Source organism: Paenibacillus cellulositrophicus (genome assembly GCF_009363095.1).
GTDB lineage: Bacteria > Bacillota > Bacilli > Paenibacillales > Paenibacillaceae > Paenibacillus_AQ > Paenibacillus_AQ favisporus.
This window is the reverse complement of record NZ_CP045295.1, coordinates 2,451,616-2,466,244: the sequence shown is the minus strand read 5'-3', so window position 1 is coordinate 2,466,244 and position 14,629 is coordinate 2,451,616. Positions and strand designations below refer to the sequence as shown.

Annotated in this window: 13 protein-coding genes; 6 read left to right on the top strand and 7 right to left on the bottom strand. The window is 54.3% G+C overall.

What is annotated here, in order from left to right:
* The first annotated feature begins 149 nt into the window (after window positions 1-149).
* Window positions 150-1,646, top strand: coding sequence for a DEAD/DEAH box helicase (locus tag GCU45_RS11155; protein WP_152398973.1), 1,497 nt, complete (start codon window positions 150-152; stop codon window positions 1,644-1,646).
* A 212-nt stretch (window positions 1,647-1,858) separates the two neighbouring features.
* Here GCU45_RS11155 and GCU45_RS11150 read toward each other — a convergent pair whose 3' ends face one another.
* Entirely contained in the window at window positions 1,859-2,305 is a 447-nt protein-coding gene (locus GCU45_RS11150; protein WP_152398972.1) for a DUF6843 domain-containing protein, read from the bottom strand.
* 294 nt (window positions 2,306-2,599) lie between these two features.
* On the opposite strand from GCU45_RS11150, the gene GCU45_RS11145 reads away from it, so the two are divergent.
* Window positions 2,600-3,202: a hypothetical protein gene (locus tag GCU45_RS11145; protein ID WP_244364522.1), complete on the top strand. Its 603-nt coding sequence runs from the start codon at window positions 2,600-2,602 to the stop codon at window positions 3,200-3,202.
* Window positions 3,203-3,782: 580 nt separating this feature from the next.
* Window positions 3,783-4,160: a hypothetical protein gene (locus GCU45_RS11135; RefSeq protein WP_152398971.1), complete on the top strand. Its 378-nt coding sequence runs from the start codon at window positions 3,783-3,785 to the stop codon at window positions 4,158-4,160.
* A gap of 138 nt (window positions 4,161-4,298) precedes the next feature.
* Here the strand turns inward: GCU45_RS11135 and GCU45_RS11130 are convergent, their stop codons facing one another.
* Window positions 4,299-5,090 carry an alpha/beta fold hydrolase gene (locus tag GCU45_RS11130; RefSeq protein WP_152398970.1) on the bottom strand — a complete coding sequence of 264 codons (792 nt, stop codon included), beginning with the start codon at window positions 5,088-5,090 and terminating at the stop codon, window positions 4,299-4,301.
* 170 nt (window positions 5,091-5,260) lie between these two features.
* Between GCU45_RS11130 and GCU45_RS11125 the strand changes: the two genes are divergently transcribed.
* Complete coding sequence (locus GCU45_RS11125; RefSeq protein ID WP_152398969.1) at window positions 5,261-5,695, top strand: Rrf2 family transcriptional regulator; 435 nt, start codon at window positions 5,261-5,263, stop codon at window positions 5,693-5,695.
* 89 nt (window positions 5,696-5,784) lie between these two features.
* Here the strand turns inward: GCU45_RS11125 and GCU45_RS11120 are convergent, their stop codons facing one another.
* The 5 genes from GCU45_RS11120 to GCU45_RS11100 form a co-directional block, all read right to left on the bottom strand.
* Window positions 5,785-6,624: a carbohydrate ABC transporter permease gene (locus GCU45_RS11120; RefSeq protein WP_425281275.1), complete on the bottom strand. Its 840-nt coding sequence runs from the start codon at window positions 6,622-6,624 to the stop codon at window positions 5,785-5,787.
* Window positions 6,625-6,629: 5 nt separating this feature from the next.
* Window positions 6,630-7,529 carry a carbohydrate ABC transporter permease gene (locus GCU45_RS11115; RefSeq protein ID WP_076173801.1) on the bottom strand — a complete coding sequence of 300 codons (900 nt, stop codon included), beginning with the start codon at window positions 7,527-7,529 and terminating at the stop codon, window positions 6,630-6,632.
* A gap of 158 nt (window positions 7,530-7,687) precedes the next feature.
* On the bottom strand, window positions 7,688-9,028 hold the full coding sequence (locus GCU45_RS11110; RefSeq protein ID WP_152398968.1) for an ABC transporter substrate-binding protein: 1,341 nt from the start codon (window positions 9,026-9,028) through the stop codon (window positions 7,688-7,690).
* Window positions 9,029-9,146: 118 nt separating this feature from the next.
* Window positions 9,147-10,712: a response regulator gene (locus GCU45_RS11105; RefSeq protein ID WP_152398967.1), complete on the bottom strand. Its 1,566-nt coding sequence runs from the start codon at window positions 10,710-10,712 to the stop codon at window positions 9,147-9,149.
* Window positions 10,705-12,462, bottom strand: a complete 1,758-nt coding sequence (locus tag GCU45_RS11100) for a cache domain-containing sensor histidine kinase (RefSeq protein WP_152398966.1) — start codon at window positions 12,460-12,462, stop codon at window positions 10,705-10,707. The genes GCU45_RS11105 and GCU45_RS11100 overlap by 8 nt, the downstream gene beginning before the upstream one ends.
* 317 nt (window positions 12,463-12,779) lie before the next feature.
* On the opposite strand from GCU45_RS11100, the gene GCU45_RS11095 reads away from it, so the two are divergent.
* Together GCU45_RS11095 and GCU45_RS11090 are read left to right on the top strand one after the other, a co-directional pair.
* Window positions 12,780-13,331 (top strand): PadR family transcriptional regulator, encoded by a 552-nt coding sequence (locus GCU45_RS11095; RefSeq protein WP_152398965.1) that lies wholly within the window; start codon window positions 12,780-12,782, stop codon window positions 13,329-13,331.
* Window positions 13,332-13,453: 122 nt separating this feature from the next.
* A complete protein-coding gene (locus tag GCU45_RS11090; RefSeq protein WP_152398964.1) occupies window positions 13,454-14,614 on the top strand; it encodes an MFS transporter in 1,161 nt (386 codons plus the stop codon).
* Window positions 14,615-14,629 lie beyond the last annotated feature (15 nt).

The following is a 14,629-nucleotide window of genomic DNA, read 5'->3' as shown; positions in this document are numbered from 1 at the left end:
GAAGCGGAGAAAGATTCCGCTTCTTTTTTGGTGTCCAAATGTGGTATCGTTATGTATTACGACATAAAAGAACGGCTTGTGGTGACTTGGATGAAAAGTACACAGGTTTCGTGATTAAAGAATACAGGTTTAAAGTAAAAGGAGCATATATGAACTTTAAAGATTTGAAGCTTGACCCGAATATTTTAAAAGCGCTGGCCAAACAGAACTATACCGAGCCGACGCCGATTCAGGCACAATCCATTCCGGCCGTGCTGGCCGGACGGGATCTCTTGGGCTGCGCCCAGACGGGAACCGGCAAGACCGCTGCATTTTCCCTGCCCATCATACAGTTGTTGAGCCGGGAGCCCCGCAAACCGGGGGCGGGCCGCAGGGTCCGCGCGCTTATTTTAACGCCGACGAGAGAGCTGGCCATTCAGATTATGGATAACGTGAAGGCGTACAGCCAGTATACCGATTTGCGTGCGGTGGTCATTGTCGGCGGCGTTCCGCAAAAGCCGCAGGAACGGGCGCTGCAGCAGGGCGCGGATATCGTGATCGCCACGCCAGGCCGGCTCATCGACCTGATCCATCAGAAGCACATCGATCTGCAGCATATTCAAATGCTCGTGCTGGATGAAGCCGACCGGATGCTGGACATGGGCTTTATCCATGATGTGAAGCGGATCATCGCTGTCATGCCGAAGCGGAAACAAACGCTGTTCTTTTCGGCGACGATGCCTCCGGAAATCAACGGCTTGATCCAAACGCTGCTCGTCAATCCGGTAAAAGTGGAAGTGACGCCGGTCTCCTCAACTGCCGAGCGGATCGAGCAGTCGGTTTATTTGCTGGCGGCAGGAAGCAAACTGCAGATGCTCAACCAACTGCTGCAGGATCCGTCGATCGAGTCGGCCCTGGTGTTTACCCGCACCAAACGGGGAGCCGACCGGGTGGCTCGCGCGCTGAAGAAAGCGAATATTACGGCGGAGGCGATCCATGGCGACAAATCGCAAAACAGCCGGCAGAACGCCCTGAACCATTTCAAAAACGGAACGACGCGCATTTTGGTGGCGACCGACATTGCTGCCAGGGGGATCGATATTGACGAGCTTCCGTATGTCATTAACTTTAATCTTCCGAATATCCCGGAGACGTACGTTCATCGTATCGGCCGCACGGGCCGGGCGGGAATGAGCGGGTCTGCAATCTCTTTCTGCGAAGCAGACGAGCTGCCGTACCTGAAGGACATCGAAAAGCTGATCGGCAAGGCCATTCCCGAAGTGAAGGGGCATGACTATCCGATGGAGCCCCAAGCGGCAGCGGCAAATCGCCCATTGGGGAATTCCACGGCAAACCGGCCGGGTAAGGCGCAAGCTGGCCATTCCCGCAAGCCGCAAGCTGGAGATGCTCGTAAAGGGCGGACGGACGATGGGCAGCAGCGGGGCAAACCGAAGCAGGATCGTGCCCCAAAGGCGGCGGTGAGCGGTGCCCGCAAACCTGATCGGAACGCGAACAGCAGCTTGAAGCGTGATGCGGGAGGCCATTCGAAGGGAAATGCGAACGACAAGTCCAAGGGGCATGGAAATGGAAATTCCAATGGACGCACGAACCGCAGACCGAAACCGAGCGGGGCGGACCCTAGAAATAAGGTAAGTTCGTCTCATTAACATGGAGTTTAGACGTTTTACACGTTGACCGCAGATGATCTGTGATCAGTGACCCACAGGAAGGACACTTTGCCCGTGACCCTCCTGTGGGTTATTTGTATTTTCCATAAAAGAAGGAGTCTGGGGGAGGGGTTCAGTGGACGAGGCGCTACAGCTGCTCTTCATGGTGGATGATTGGAGGATAACAGCAGTGTGGCTTTAAGTTTGATCTATCACGGCTGCTCCTGTAAATGAGCGTAATACTGCTGCTCGGTGCCGACATAAAACGCATTGATCGTTTTTTCTTCTTTCGTACCGTCCGGACGCGGGATCGTATCCGTGCCCATGTGCTGGCCTTGAATCATTCCCATCCCCACTTCAGTCCGTTGACCATGATCATCTGCATAAAAAAATGTCATCCCGCCGGCTGTCGGTGCGCTTGACGTCTTCAAAACTCCGTTTTTCGGAATGCGGTTTACAATGGCGTCTCCCTCTTTCGGGAGCTCGGGATAACCCTTTTGATTGTAAATGACCGCTACCCATCCTGTGTACCCGGCCGGCAGCACATAAGTATGATTTTCCTGCCCATTCAGCCCCCTTGTCCCAATCACAATGGCAGCAACCACAATGACGGCAAACACGGCAATGAATACCTTATATGCTCTAATCAGACCTTTCAAATCTTCACCGCCTTTGATTCGTTCATTAAGGTTCTTACATTATATTACAACAGATACTACAACAGCTTTCCATAATGATCCTACCACATTTCGTGCTCACCAAATCATGCAGTTCATCTATCGATTTCCTCTAAAAATTCCTCTAAAAACATTATAATGATGTTAAGAGAACATTTTGGAGGGTACCCGGCTATCTTTTCCTGAGAGGACGAAGAACATGATGCTGCTGGAAGTGGCGAATTTGACAGCCGGAGAAAATAAGACCAATTTAGCGGATATAGAGAGGGTGCAGGAATGATGATGAACCAAGAGGATTTGCTTGCCCGCCAAAAGCAGCTGCAGGTTGAAGCGGGTTCGGTTGCTGAAGAAATGAACCTGATGCCATTGCTGGCAGCAGCCGGTAAGCCCGTAATCGTAGGGAGCGCTGCGCTAGGTTTAATGGCTTGGAGAGACTTGGATGTGACGGTGGTCTGCTCCAAACTGGATATGGCTGCTGTCTCTGGAATTTCTTTGCAGCTGATGTCCAATCCGGGAGTACGGGAGATGAAATTTATTAACGATACGGGCCAATGGAACACCGATCCGGCTTACCCAGACGGTTATTTTCTTGGATTGACCTATGGGTCCGCAAGCGGCCACCGGTGGGAGCTGGATATCTGGTTTGTAGACGAGCCTGACAAACAGCCTGATTTGCTGCATATTCAAACGATGCCCGCACGCCTTACTCCTGCCAAGACCGCTGCTATTTTAAGCATCAAAACTGAATGGGCAAAGCGGGCCGAATATGGAAATCAAGTGAAGAGCTTCGATATTTATTCGGCCGTATTGGATGATAATGTGGGTACCCCCGCCGAATTCCAGCAATGGCTGCAGAGCCGCAGCGATGATCTTCATTAAAAAACTGAGAGCTCATGCACACGTTGGATCCGTTGGGAATCGGCAGTTAGCGTGCATCAGCCCGGTGTGTTCCACAGGTCAGCCTGTAAGGACGGCTTTCAGGCGGGCGGCGTTTTGCGGCTGTTCCTTCTTCATGGATTGGCGCATGAACCCGTCCCGTACGATGACAGCCCCAGTGGGGGGGCGGCAGTTTTTGATCCTCGGACTCATTTTTGTGGTATTAAGTGCACTATATACAACCATAATTGTATTAAGTGTGTCTGCTCTCGGAAGGATGGTACGGCGGACGGCATGGATCCGTCGTTTGGGCCGACTTAGCGGCAAAGTTGTAGGAGCGCTGTATATCGGACTAGGTTTAAAGGTCGCATTCCAAAGGCAGTAACGAACCTATCGCCTGCTGACTGCATACACTATAGATGGGGGATATGGCGGCAGGTGGCTTCTCATCCATGTAATCGGTCGTTTGCGAAATGGTCGTTGGCAGATTTGACATTCCCAACTGTGTTTAGTATCATTACAGTATATTCATTTTGTGATTTTTCTGGTTACAGTTTGTATATACTTAAAGATGGGCGGTGGAATGATGAGATTCGAAGTTAGCGATTGGGTCCAAGGGAAGACGGTAGACGGTGAGTTTATTCACGGATACATTGAGACGGTGGACGCTCAGAAAGGCATCGCGAGAGTACGCGTCGTTCAGTCCGACAACGAGGAAGCGGTTGGACGCGTGATCGGTGTACGTGAATCCTGGCTGAGATCGCTGCCGGTCAACCCGCTTGCAGATAAGAACAACGTCGAAAGTCTGATTGACATAGCACTGGCCACCTATGACGAAGCCTGGTTTAACGAATTGACAGACCGCCTGAACGGTACCAAGCGCAAGAACAGCAAGAATGGCGATGGAATCCGGTTGAACGGCCGGCCCAATAACCGTCACGGTCTGTTCGAGAAAAAGTAAACGGCAGGCCTCGGCAGAGGCACCTCATACCATACAACAGCATGATAAATGCGCAGCTTCTGCTTTTCCGTCACAAGGAGTGTAAGCGCAAAAAAACGGCAGGGATTCAGCTTACAGCTGACCTGCCGTTTTCCATTATCACTCGCCATTACCCCATTTCTGCTTGGCCAAAAAGTGTGAGATTCCTTCTGAGATATCGCCGGGTGCTTCTAAGGGAGAAAGGTGGCCGGTCTGGGGAATGATGTGCAGCTCTGCATGTGGTATGCGCGGCAGCAGCTCGCTTTTTAGTGTTTCCAACCGGTCTACCGGATCAGATTCTCCGGCGAGCACCAGGGTGGGAATATGGATGTTGTTCACTTCTGCAGATATATCCTCAAGCATTGCGGCTTCAGGCCATGCCGCACGGGCTAAAGGTGCGCTCCTTTGCATATCCTCAAGCACCATTTCGCGGATATGTTCTTCAAGAGGAAGCAGGGCGATATTGCCCAAAGCGATTTCCGCTCCTTCACGCGAATCATAAAAATGAACCATGGCATTTCTCATTTCTTGCGGCATATCTTGAGGTGTCGGGGGAGATGGTGCAACTAAGACCAAAGCTTCTAAACCGGCCGGATGACGTGAAGCCAACAATTGCGCCGTTTTAGCGCCCATAGAATGACCCACGAGTACATACCGCTTTAAACCAAGCTCTTGGATCAGCGCATGCGCATCATCGGCCAGATCTTTAATGGTATAAGATGAAGCGGACTTATCTGAGTCTCCCCATCCCCGGTGGTCATAGGTTATACAAAGGTAATCCTCCTTGAGAACGTCAACAATTCTAGTCCAGGTTCGTGCGGATCCGCCGTAAAAGTGCAAAAACACAAGAGCCGTGTCTCCTTGCCCATGCTCTTCCACATGAAGTTCGACGCCGTTAACATGATAATGCATATCAACCACTCCAATTAATAGTATCAGTAACAGTTACTGTTACATATTAACGATTCATCCTTAAGAAGTCAAGCTGACTCTTTGATCCTCATTTATTTTAAATTTGATTTGCTTTTCGAAAATCAATACACTAAACATAAGTTTTAATCGGAAAGAAGGACCTTGCAAAAATGGGAAATCGAAGCCAACAGTTCTCTGTCGCGGTTCATATTTTATGCTTTCTTGAATTTAATAAAAAGGGCCGAACCACGTCCGAATTGCTTGCGATGAGTGTGAACGCCAATCCGGCGGTAATTAGAAGAATCATGAGAAAGCTTACGAAAGCCGGTCTTATTACATCGACTCTTGGAACGAATGCCGCGATAAGCCTGGCTCAAAAGGCGGATCAAATCACGCTGCTGGATGTATACCGAGCTACGATGGAAGATAACCAGGAGATTTTTATGATTCATCGGGATACCAACCCGACTTGTCCGGTAGGAAGTAAAATGCCGTACTTATTAGACGGAGTTTATACGAAAGTCCAAACGACGATGGAGAACGAATTGTCGGGCATTACGATTGATTCTATGGTGAAGAGTGGAATCGTAGAAATTGAAAGTTAACATGAAAATGACCGGATATCCTTACTTAAGGAATCCGGTCTTTCCGTTATTTTGAGCAAGTGGACGGCATGCTTATAAAAACATTATTGTTATCCTTTCAAACCGGTGGTGCTGATGCCTTCAACGATGTATTTTTGGAAGATGAAAAATACGATCACGACCGGCAGAAGCGACAGTGTGGCCATAGCGAACATGCCGCCCCAGTTGTTCAGCGATTCGCCGTCGAGGAACAGCTTCAGCGCAAGGGAGACCGGGAATTTATCCGGGCTGTTCAAATAGATGAGCGGGTTGATGAAGTCGTCCCATCTCCAGTAAAAAGAGAAGATCGCGCTGGTGATCAAGGCCGGTCCGATGAGCGGGAGGACCACCCGGTAGAACACGCCGTATTTGCTGCAGCCGTCGATTTTCGCCGCTTCGTCCAGCTCGCCCGGAATGGTGCGGATAAACTGCATGATCAGAAAGATGAAAAACGGTGTGCCGAAGAAATGCGGGACGATCAGCGGCTTGAAGGACGAGAGCCAGCCGAACTTGGCGAACATGACGTACTGCGGCACGATGACGACGTCCTGCGGCAGCATCATCGTGGCCATCATGGCGGCGAACCAGAACTTCTGGCCGAAAAATTTCGTACGCGCCAGGCCGAAGGCTACGAGAGCCGATGAGACGACGGCGCCGACCGTTGACAGAACGACGATGATAAACGAATTTTTGAAGAAAGTCGCAAACGTCGTCCCGCCGAACCCCATGAAGCCCGAGACGTAGTTGGCGAATTCCAGCCGGCTTGGAATGAGGCTGTAGGCGGTCGAGAAAATTTCGTCGTTCGGCTTCAGGGAGCTGGCCGCCAGCCACAGAATCGGATAGATCATGAACAGGGCGAAGATGCCGACCAGCACATGGTACAAAACGCGCTTGGGTGTGGACATGGTCATGGCCGTTAGTCTCCCTTCGTCTCGTAGTGAACCCAGCGGGTCGAGGATTTGAAGATGAGCAGGGTCAGAAATCCGACGATAAGCAGCATCACCCAGGCGAGCGCCGAAGCGTAGCCCATCTCAAAGTGCGAGAACGCCTTGCGGTACAGGTACAGCGAATAGAGCAGCGTCTGGTCGAGCGGACCGCCTTCCCCGCGGGAAATAATGTAGGCCGGCGTAAACGTCATAAATGCCGAGATCGTCTGCAGCGTCAGGTTGAACAAGATGATCGGGCTCAGCATCGGCAGTGTGATGTTGAAGAACCGCCGGACGGCATTGGCGCCGTCCACACCCGCTGCCTCATAGTAGTCTTTCGGTATATTTTTCAGCCCCGCCAGGAAAATGATCATCGACGAGCCGAACTGCCACGTGGACAGGGCGATCAAGGTCCACAGCGCGGTGCTCGGATTGCCGATCCACGAGGTCGAGGTGTGGATGCCGATCAGGTTCAGGAAGGAATTCACCAGCCCCTGATCTCCGAAGATCTGCTGCCACATGATCGACACCGCGACGCTGCCGCCGATCAGGGACGGCAGGTAGAAGGCGGAGCGGTACAGCCCCACCGCTTTCGTAGCCACGTTCAGGATCATGGCGACGAACAGGGCAAAGATCAGACGGAGCGGCACGCTGGCCAGCACATACGTAAAGGTGACCTGAAACGATTTGCCGATTTTATCGTCTTCCATGAACATCCGCTTGTAGTTGTCCAGGCCGAGCCAGTTCGGCGCCTCCATCAGGTTGTAGTCGGTGAAGGAATAATACAGCGAAGACAGCACCGGATACAGCGTAAAGATCAGAAAGCCCAGCACGAACGGAGACGTGAACACGTAACCGGTGAGGTGCTCGTTATCCCGCAGCCTTTTCATTATCGTCAACCCCTAAGCTTACAAAATTGGATACGTACGGTGTTGTGAGCGAAAGTAGCCCACCGTTGAAGAAACCACGGCTTTTTTAAGCTAAAAGGAAGGAGCCGAACCCGACCGGGGCCCGGCTCCTTCAGGCAGTATGAGGATTCCCCTTCAGGTTATTTCTGGCTGCGGGCCAGGATGGCATTGGCCTCCTTGCGGAATTCCGCCGCCGCCTGGTCGATCGGAATTTTCTTGAACAGAATCTTTTCGCTCAAATCCCGCAGAAGCTTCTCGACTTCCACCGATCCGATCGGGTTCGGCGGGTCAGCGGGGCTGCTGTTCGATTCGGCCCAGGTGACATAATCAAAGATTTTCGCTTCGTTCTCGGTCAGGATCGGCTTCAGCGCATCCTTCACTTTGGAGGATACCGGCACCCCGCGTTCGCCCTTGATCAGCTTGTTCGCTTCGATGTCGTTGATGAAGAAGCTGATGAACTTGGCCGCTTCCTCCTTCTGCTTGGACGATTCCGCGATGGAGAAGTACATGGAAGGCTTCAGGAACAGCCCTTCCTTTGTGCCCGGACCCGGCATTGGATTCAGCTCGAGCGGACGGTCCTTGACCAGATTCGCCACCGCCAGGAACTGGTTGGACCAGCCGATGCCGGAGATGGAGTGGCCGAGAACGATTTCGTCCTCTTCCGCGACGCCCTTCTTCTGCGCTTCTTTGTCGAGGGAGAGGATGTAGCCCTTGTCATACCATTGCTGATATCGCGTGAAATAATCGATAAAAGCCTGGTCGTCGGCATAGCCGATCGTTTTCCCGTCGTCGCTGTACATTTTCTGGCCGATCGTTCTCAGGTAATACGGGAAGAACACCTCGTGATGATAGGCGAATCCGCCGATCTGGAAGCCTTTGGCCTTGGCTTGCTCCCCAAGCTTGCCCATATCGTCCCAGGTCCAGTCTTTGGACGGGATGTCGATGCCGTTCTCCTTCATCGTCTCGACGTCGAAGGTCGTCTGCAGGGCGTTGACCCCGAGGTTCAAGGCGACGAGCTTGCCGTCGACCTCGCCGCCCTTCAGGGCGTTCTCGCTGACGTCGGCGACATTCAGCGTACCGCTGTCGGTAAACGGCTTCAGGTCGGCCAGCTGGTTGCGGCTGGCGTACTGGCTCAAATACGAAATGTCCATCTGGATGATGTCCGGCAGCCCGCCGGCGACGGCTTGCGGCGCGAGCTTCTTCCAATAGTCGTCGAACGGCGCGTATTCGGGCTCGATCGTGACGTTTGGATGCTGCTTCTCGTACATTTCGATCACTTTCAGGGTGTAATCATGTCTGGATTGGCCGCCCCACCAGGCGATGCGAAGCTTGACCGGATCTTTGCTCTCGCCGGCCGATGTAGTCGTCGCAGGCGCGGCGTCGCCTCCGCTGGCCGATTTGTCGCTGCTGCCCCCGGCGGAACAGCCGATCAGGCCGGTGATTAAGGAAAAAAGAAGAACGGCGCTTAACGCTTTTCTCATGTCATTTCCTCCCCCATAGGATTAACGGTAGATTGGTGTGCTTTATCTGATACTGCTTACATTTCCAATTATCAACGCTTGCGGCGATCCGGGTAAGGAAAAAAACCGACCTGTTTGTTTAAAAAGCAGAGATGCCGCCCGTCAGCTTCCGGATATACTCCGACGGCGTGCAGCCCATCTGTTTTTTGAACACCTGGCTGAAATACTGCGGGTTGTCGCCGAAGCCGAGCTGCTCGGCCATCTCGAAGATTTTGGCATCGGGATTTTCGGCCATCAGCTCGGTCGCCCGCTGGATTCGGATGCGCATGACGTAGTTGGAGAACTTCTCGCCGGTCTCCTTTTTGAACAGCTTGCCTAGATAGTCGGCGTTCATGTACAGCATTTCGTGCGCGACGAGGTTCAGCGACAGGGAGGCGTTGCCGATCTGCTCCTCTACGATGTCAATCACCTTCCGCACGATGGCGTTGTATTTGAACGCGTTCCGTTCGTAGTTGCGCCCGGTCATATCCCGGACCGTCTCCTCCAGGAACGACTGAATCGCCTGCAGCGAGCCCATGTCGGCGATCTCGGAGATCCGCTTGTAGGCCTCCGCCATCCGTTCCGGGCCGTCCAGGCGCACCAGCGCGGCATACATCGAAATCGCGTACGATTTCGTCATTTCGATGCTGAGCTGGGCCCGTTTGAGCTCGGCGATGAACTCGGCCAGGGCGACCCCAGCCTCCTCGCGGTCACCCGAGCGCACGGGCAGCATCAGGCGCTCTTCGTCAAAGCCAAACTCGCTGACGCCGCCGTCGGGCACAAACGTATCCTTCCGTGTAATGATCCCGCTTTCGTCCAGATAGAAGCGGTAGTTCAGACACTGCAGCGTTTCGCGGTACAGCTTCCGCGCGGACGTAATTGGACCGGGATCGCTGACGGCGACGGTCACGTTCATTTTGTAATACAGCCGGAAGGTGCGGCGGATATCCTGCAGCCGGCTGTGAAGCAGCTCCTGGTCCTCCGGATCGGAGATGAGGATCAGCGCGTGGTCGCCCAGCGTCGTGCTCATCAGCGCCGTTTGCAGCAGGTCCTCGGCGATATTTTTCACGGCAAATTGGTGCTCATAATCGGCTTCGCCCTCAATATGGCAGAGCAGCAGCCGGACGGGGCGCCCGAAGTCGCAGGGAAGCAGGCTGCGGTATTCCTCGAGATCCCGCCGTCCGTAGGTTTTATTAGTGACGAACTCGCGGAGGACCTGTTCTTTGACGTGAGGGATGACTTTCTCAAAGCGCCGTTTCATGTCCAGGGTAAAAGCTTCACGCCGGCGTTCCTGATTCAGCTCGGCCGTCACTTCCTTCAGCGCCTCGGCGATTTTGGTCTCGTCGGTCGGCTTAAGGAGGTAGTGCTTGACCCCGTACTGCATGGCCCGGTTGGCGTATTCGAACTCCCCGAATCCGGACAGCAGCACAAATTTGACGTTCGGGTGGGTGGCATGGGTTTGGGCGACCAGTCCAAGCCCGTCGAGTCCGGGCATCCGGATGTCGCTGATGACGATGTCCGGCGGATCGGCTGCGATCAGGTCGTAAGCCTGCAATCCGTTCTGGGCCGTTCCCGTCAGCTCTGTTCCGAAGGCCTGCCAGTCGACCATTTGCGAAATGCCGTCCAATATGATGCGTTCATCATCTACCAATAGCACTTTATACATGCTCGGATCCCTCCAGTTCTTTCGGTAACCTGATATGAATGCGGGTCCCCTGACCGGGAGCGCTGTCGATGAAGAGCCCGTAATTCTCGCCGAACGCAAAGCGGATTCGCTCGTCGATGTTAAGCAGGCCGATGCCATTCCCCGCCGTGGTCAGCCTCCCTTCCCGCAGCAGCTCGAGCGTATCTGACGCCATGCCCGGGCCGTCGTCTTCGACGATGAGGATGAACGCGTCCGCTTCCTCCCGGCTGGTCAAGGAAATGGTGCACGTGCCGACGGAAGGCTCCAGCGCATAATGAATCGCGTTTTCGAGCAGGGGCTGGAGCGTCAGCTTCGGAATTTTCCGGAAGTGCTCCCGTTCGGAAACGTCCATGTGGAAGGACAGTCGCTCTTCAAAGCGGAATTCCTGGATCGTGATGTAATGCTGCACCATTTCCAGCTCCTCCTTCAGCGTCAGGATCGGCTCCTTCAGGCTGACCGAATTGCGGAGCAGAAACGCCAGCGCCTGCACCATTTGGGAAATTTGCGTCTGCTTGTTGATTTTGGCCATCCAGTTGATGGACTCCAGCGTGTTGTACAAAAAATGCGGGTTGATCTGTGCCTGCAGCGCCTTGAACTCGGTCTCCTTGATCAGGAGGCGGCTGGCGTAATTTTCAGTGATCAGATCGTTGATCCTCTCCACCATAAGGCGGAACGTCCGGTGCAGCAGGCCGAGTTCGTCCATCGCGGGCGGCTCCTGATCGCCGGCAAGAATGTTCGCTTCGGCGAAGTTCCCCTTCTCTGCGAGCTTCATGCGGGCGATCAGATTCTCGATCGGGCGGGTCAACCCCCGGGAGAAGCGGATGCCCCACAGAATGGCGAAGGCGAATATCAGAATGAAGACGCCGATAACGATTTCCTTGATCAGGACGATCTGCCGGAAAATTTGGTTGAACGGGGTCACGTTCAGATAGGTCCACCCGGTGGCGTAAGAACGGTTATAGGCAACAAAGTACGTTTTTCCCTGAATTTCCTTGATAAAATATCCGGTCTCGGAAGTGATGGAGCTCTGGATGAGGGAGGGATCGAAATGCGGCTGCGAGGGATAAATGACGTCCGGCCCGGAGGTCACGATGAGGTCGCCTTCCCCGGCGCCAAGCTCGTGCACGATCCGCTCCATGTTGATCCGCATGAAAATGGTGCCGATATCCTGCAGGTCGAACATGGTGCCCGAGTAGGAACGGACTTGACGGGTCAGGATCAGGGCCGGATCGGATGCGTCGGGGAAGGTCCAGCGCGCCTGGCCTTCGGCGTTGTCCGCCAGCCTGAGGATCACATCCCGCTTTCCGGCCTGGATGGGAACCAGGCTGCCGACATCCTGCTGTGCTCCGGCCGCATCGACCATGTGAATCGAGTAGAGGGAGGGCTCGGACCCGACATAGGTGAGGAGCCTGTCAACCATGTGCTTGCGCAGGGTCAGGCGATCGTAATCGGAGTCGCTTTGGGCGATGGATTTGAGCTGGGACTGGATCTGCGTGTCGGTGATGATGTTGAAGGACAGCTGCTCGAGGCGTTCGAGCTCTTTTTCGATCGCAGAAGACGACAGGTACAGCACGCGGGAGGACTTCACGTACAGCTGCTCGTCGTACACCGAGAAGGCGTACTGCTGCACAATCAGGGCAAAGGCAAAGGTCATGGCAACGATAAATGCGATCAGGATGGACAGCTTGTTCTTGATTTTCATATGCCTGAAACGGCTCTTCCAAGTCTGCACGGCTACTCCCTCCGCCCGCCTAGGCGGGATTTTTGTACAACATTATGTCATCGCTTTGGAAACGCTGTCAACAGGCAGGAGAGGCCTAGGACCGGGACCTAGGGACGATTCGGAAACCTTTGGGGTATCGGTATTGGGATGGTCTGATGTCGTGATTTTGCATGTTTATTAGACCGAAGCCTAATATGGGATTCTCTGCTGAAAACGTCTTTTTCTATCCAAAAATAATGGTAATCATTTCAAAATAGGGACTTGCAAATATGTCGATCCGACATATAATATATATCGGACCGACATATTTAACGGAGGTGAGAGAGGTGTACGAATTGTTCGTTCTAGGCGAGCTGATGACAGGTGAGAAGCACGGATATATGCTCCAGGACGTCTTGAATAACGCGGTGGGGCTTGGCCGTAAGATTAGCTCCGGCACGCTGTACCCGCTTCTGTCGCGGATGACGGAGGCCGGCTGGATTCATCTGCGGATCGAAGAAGAGACGAAGGGCGGGCGAACCCGGAAAATATACGCGATTACCGATGCCGGCCGGGAGCGGTTCGAAGAGCTGATGAAGGAGACGCTTGAGCCGAATCCGGAAGCGGAGGCCGCGCTGATTTTCCGGTTTAAAATGGTGTATTTCGGCTACGTGACCAAGGAGGTCCGCCTTGCCTGTCTGGAGGATTACCTGCAGATCATCCGAAGAAGCCGGGAGTATGTGTCCCGGTTTGAGGCGTACCTGCAATCGCAGCAGCCGGAACCCGCCAAGCAGCGGAAACAGCTACTCCGGATGTTCGATTACCGCAAACGGCTGGGAGAGGCGGATGAAGCCTGGATCACGGCAGAGATCGAGCGGATCCAGGCCGAGGAAGATTGATGGAAATGTCGTGAAAGATGACGATCAGGAATATCGCCATAGGGATTGAACCAGCACTATGATTCCAGAAGATTTGGAGCGCATGAAACCACTTTAATTTATGGTTAGGGAGGAATTCATCCATGGAAAGGCTCTGGACGAGGTCTTTTATTCAAATCACGGCCGGCATGCTGGTGCTCTTCACCGGGTTTTATCTGCTGCTGCCAACGATGCCGCTCTTTATCAAGGAGATGGGCGGAGACGAATCCCAAGTCGGGCTCGTGACCGGCGTGTTCACGCTGAGCGCCGTCCTGTTTCGTCCCATTGTCGGCGGGCTGCTCGACCGTTACGGCCGAAGGCCCTTCATGATTTGGGGATTGCTGTTCTTCGTATTGTCCATGTATCTGTATGACTGGGTTGGCGGGATCGCCGTTCTTCTCGGACTGCGGATTCTTCATGGAGCCAGCTGGGCGCTCTCTACCACGGCAGTGAGCACATCGGTCACCGACATTATTCCCGTCCAGCGGCGCGGCGAAGGCATGGGCTGGTTTGGCCTGGCGATGACGATCGCCATGGCGGTCGGACCGATGCTCGGGACCTGGGTGCACCAGAGCGGCTCATTTCACGATTTGTTTCTGCTGGCGACCGGGTTGTCCGCCGCAGCCTTCATTCTCGTCTTTCTGACCCGGATTCCGTTTCAGGTCAAGGCGGAGCGGCGGAAAATCGTCTTTTTCGAAAAATCGGTGCTTCCCGTCACCTCGTCACTGTTTTTCCTGTCGGCAGCTTACGGGGGGATCACGACGTTTCTGCCGCTCTTTGCCGAATCGGTCCGGGTGAACGCCGGCACCTTCTTTCTCGTCTACGCCCTGGCGCTGACGCTGGCGCGGCCGGTGGCCGGCAAGCTGGCCGACCGGCTCGGCGAAGCTTACGTGATCGTGCCGGCGCTGGCCGTTACGGCGGCGGGGCTGCTCGTCCTTGCCTTCGCCGGTGGGCTTGCCGGCGTCATCACCGCCGCCGTGCTGTACGGCATCGGCTTCGGCTCGGCTCAGCCGGCCATGCAGGCGGTGAACCTTCGGCTTGCCGATCCGGAGCGGCGGGGCGCGGCCAGCGCTTCGTACATGACCGCCTTCGATCTCGGCATCGGCCTGGGTTCCATCCTGCTGGGCTGGGTGTCGCAGTATACGGGGTACAATACGCTGTTCGGCGTCTGCGCCGGGTCCGTCGCCGTATCGGCGCTGATCTTTCTGGCGTTCGTCCGCAAACCGCTGGCGAAGCGGCAGGTGGAGCAGGCTGCCGTAGAGTAATAATTTACGGCTTAG

Excerpts from the sequence above, each read along its gene's own strand:
- GCU45_RS11155 (WP_152398973.1), top strand. The coding sequence starts at position 150 with ATGAACTTTAAAGATTTGAAGCTTGACCCGAATATTTTAAAAGCGCTG.
- GCU45_RS11145 (WP_244364522.1), top strand. The coding sequence starts at position 2,600 with ATGATGATGAACCAAGAGGATTTGCTTGCCCGCCAAAAGCAGCTGCAG.
- GCU45_RS11135 (WP_152398971.1), top strand. The coding sequence starts at position 3,783 with ATGATGAGATTCGAAGTTAGCGATTGGGTCCAAGGGAAGACGGTAGAC.
- GCU45_RS11130 (WP_152398970.1), bottom strand. The coding sequence starts at position 5,090 with ATGCATTATCATGTTAACGGCGTCGAACTTCATGTGGAAGAGCATGGG.
- GCU45_RS11125 (WP_152398969.1), top strand. The coding sequence starts at position 5,261 with ATGGGAAATCGAAGCCAACAGTTCTCTGTCGCGGTTCATATTTTATGC.
- GCU45_RS11120 (WP_425281275.1), bottom strand. The coding sequence starts at position 6,624 with ATGACCATGTCCACACCCAAGCGCGTTTTGTACCATGTGCTGGTCGGC.
- GCU45_RS11115 (WP_076173801.1), bottom strand. The coding sequence starts at position 7,529 with ATGAAAAGGCTGCGGGATAACGAGCACCTCACCGGTTACGTGTTCACG.
- GCU45_RS11110 (WP_152398968.1), bottom strand. The coding sequence starts at position 9,028 with ATGAGAAAAGCGTTAAGCGCCGTTCTTCTTTTTTCCTTAATCACCGGC.
- GCU45_RS11105 (WP_152398967.1), bottom strand. The coding sequence starts at position 10,712 with ATGTATAAAGTGCTATTGGTAGATGATGAACGCATCATATTGGACGGC.
- GCU45_RS11090 (WP_152398964.1), top strand. The coding sequence starts at position 13,454 with ATGGAAAGGCTCTGGACGAGGTCTTTTATTCAAATCACGGCCGGCATG.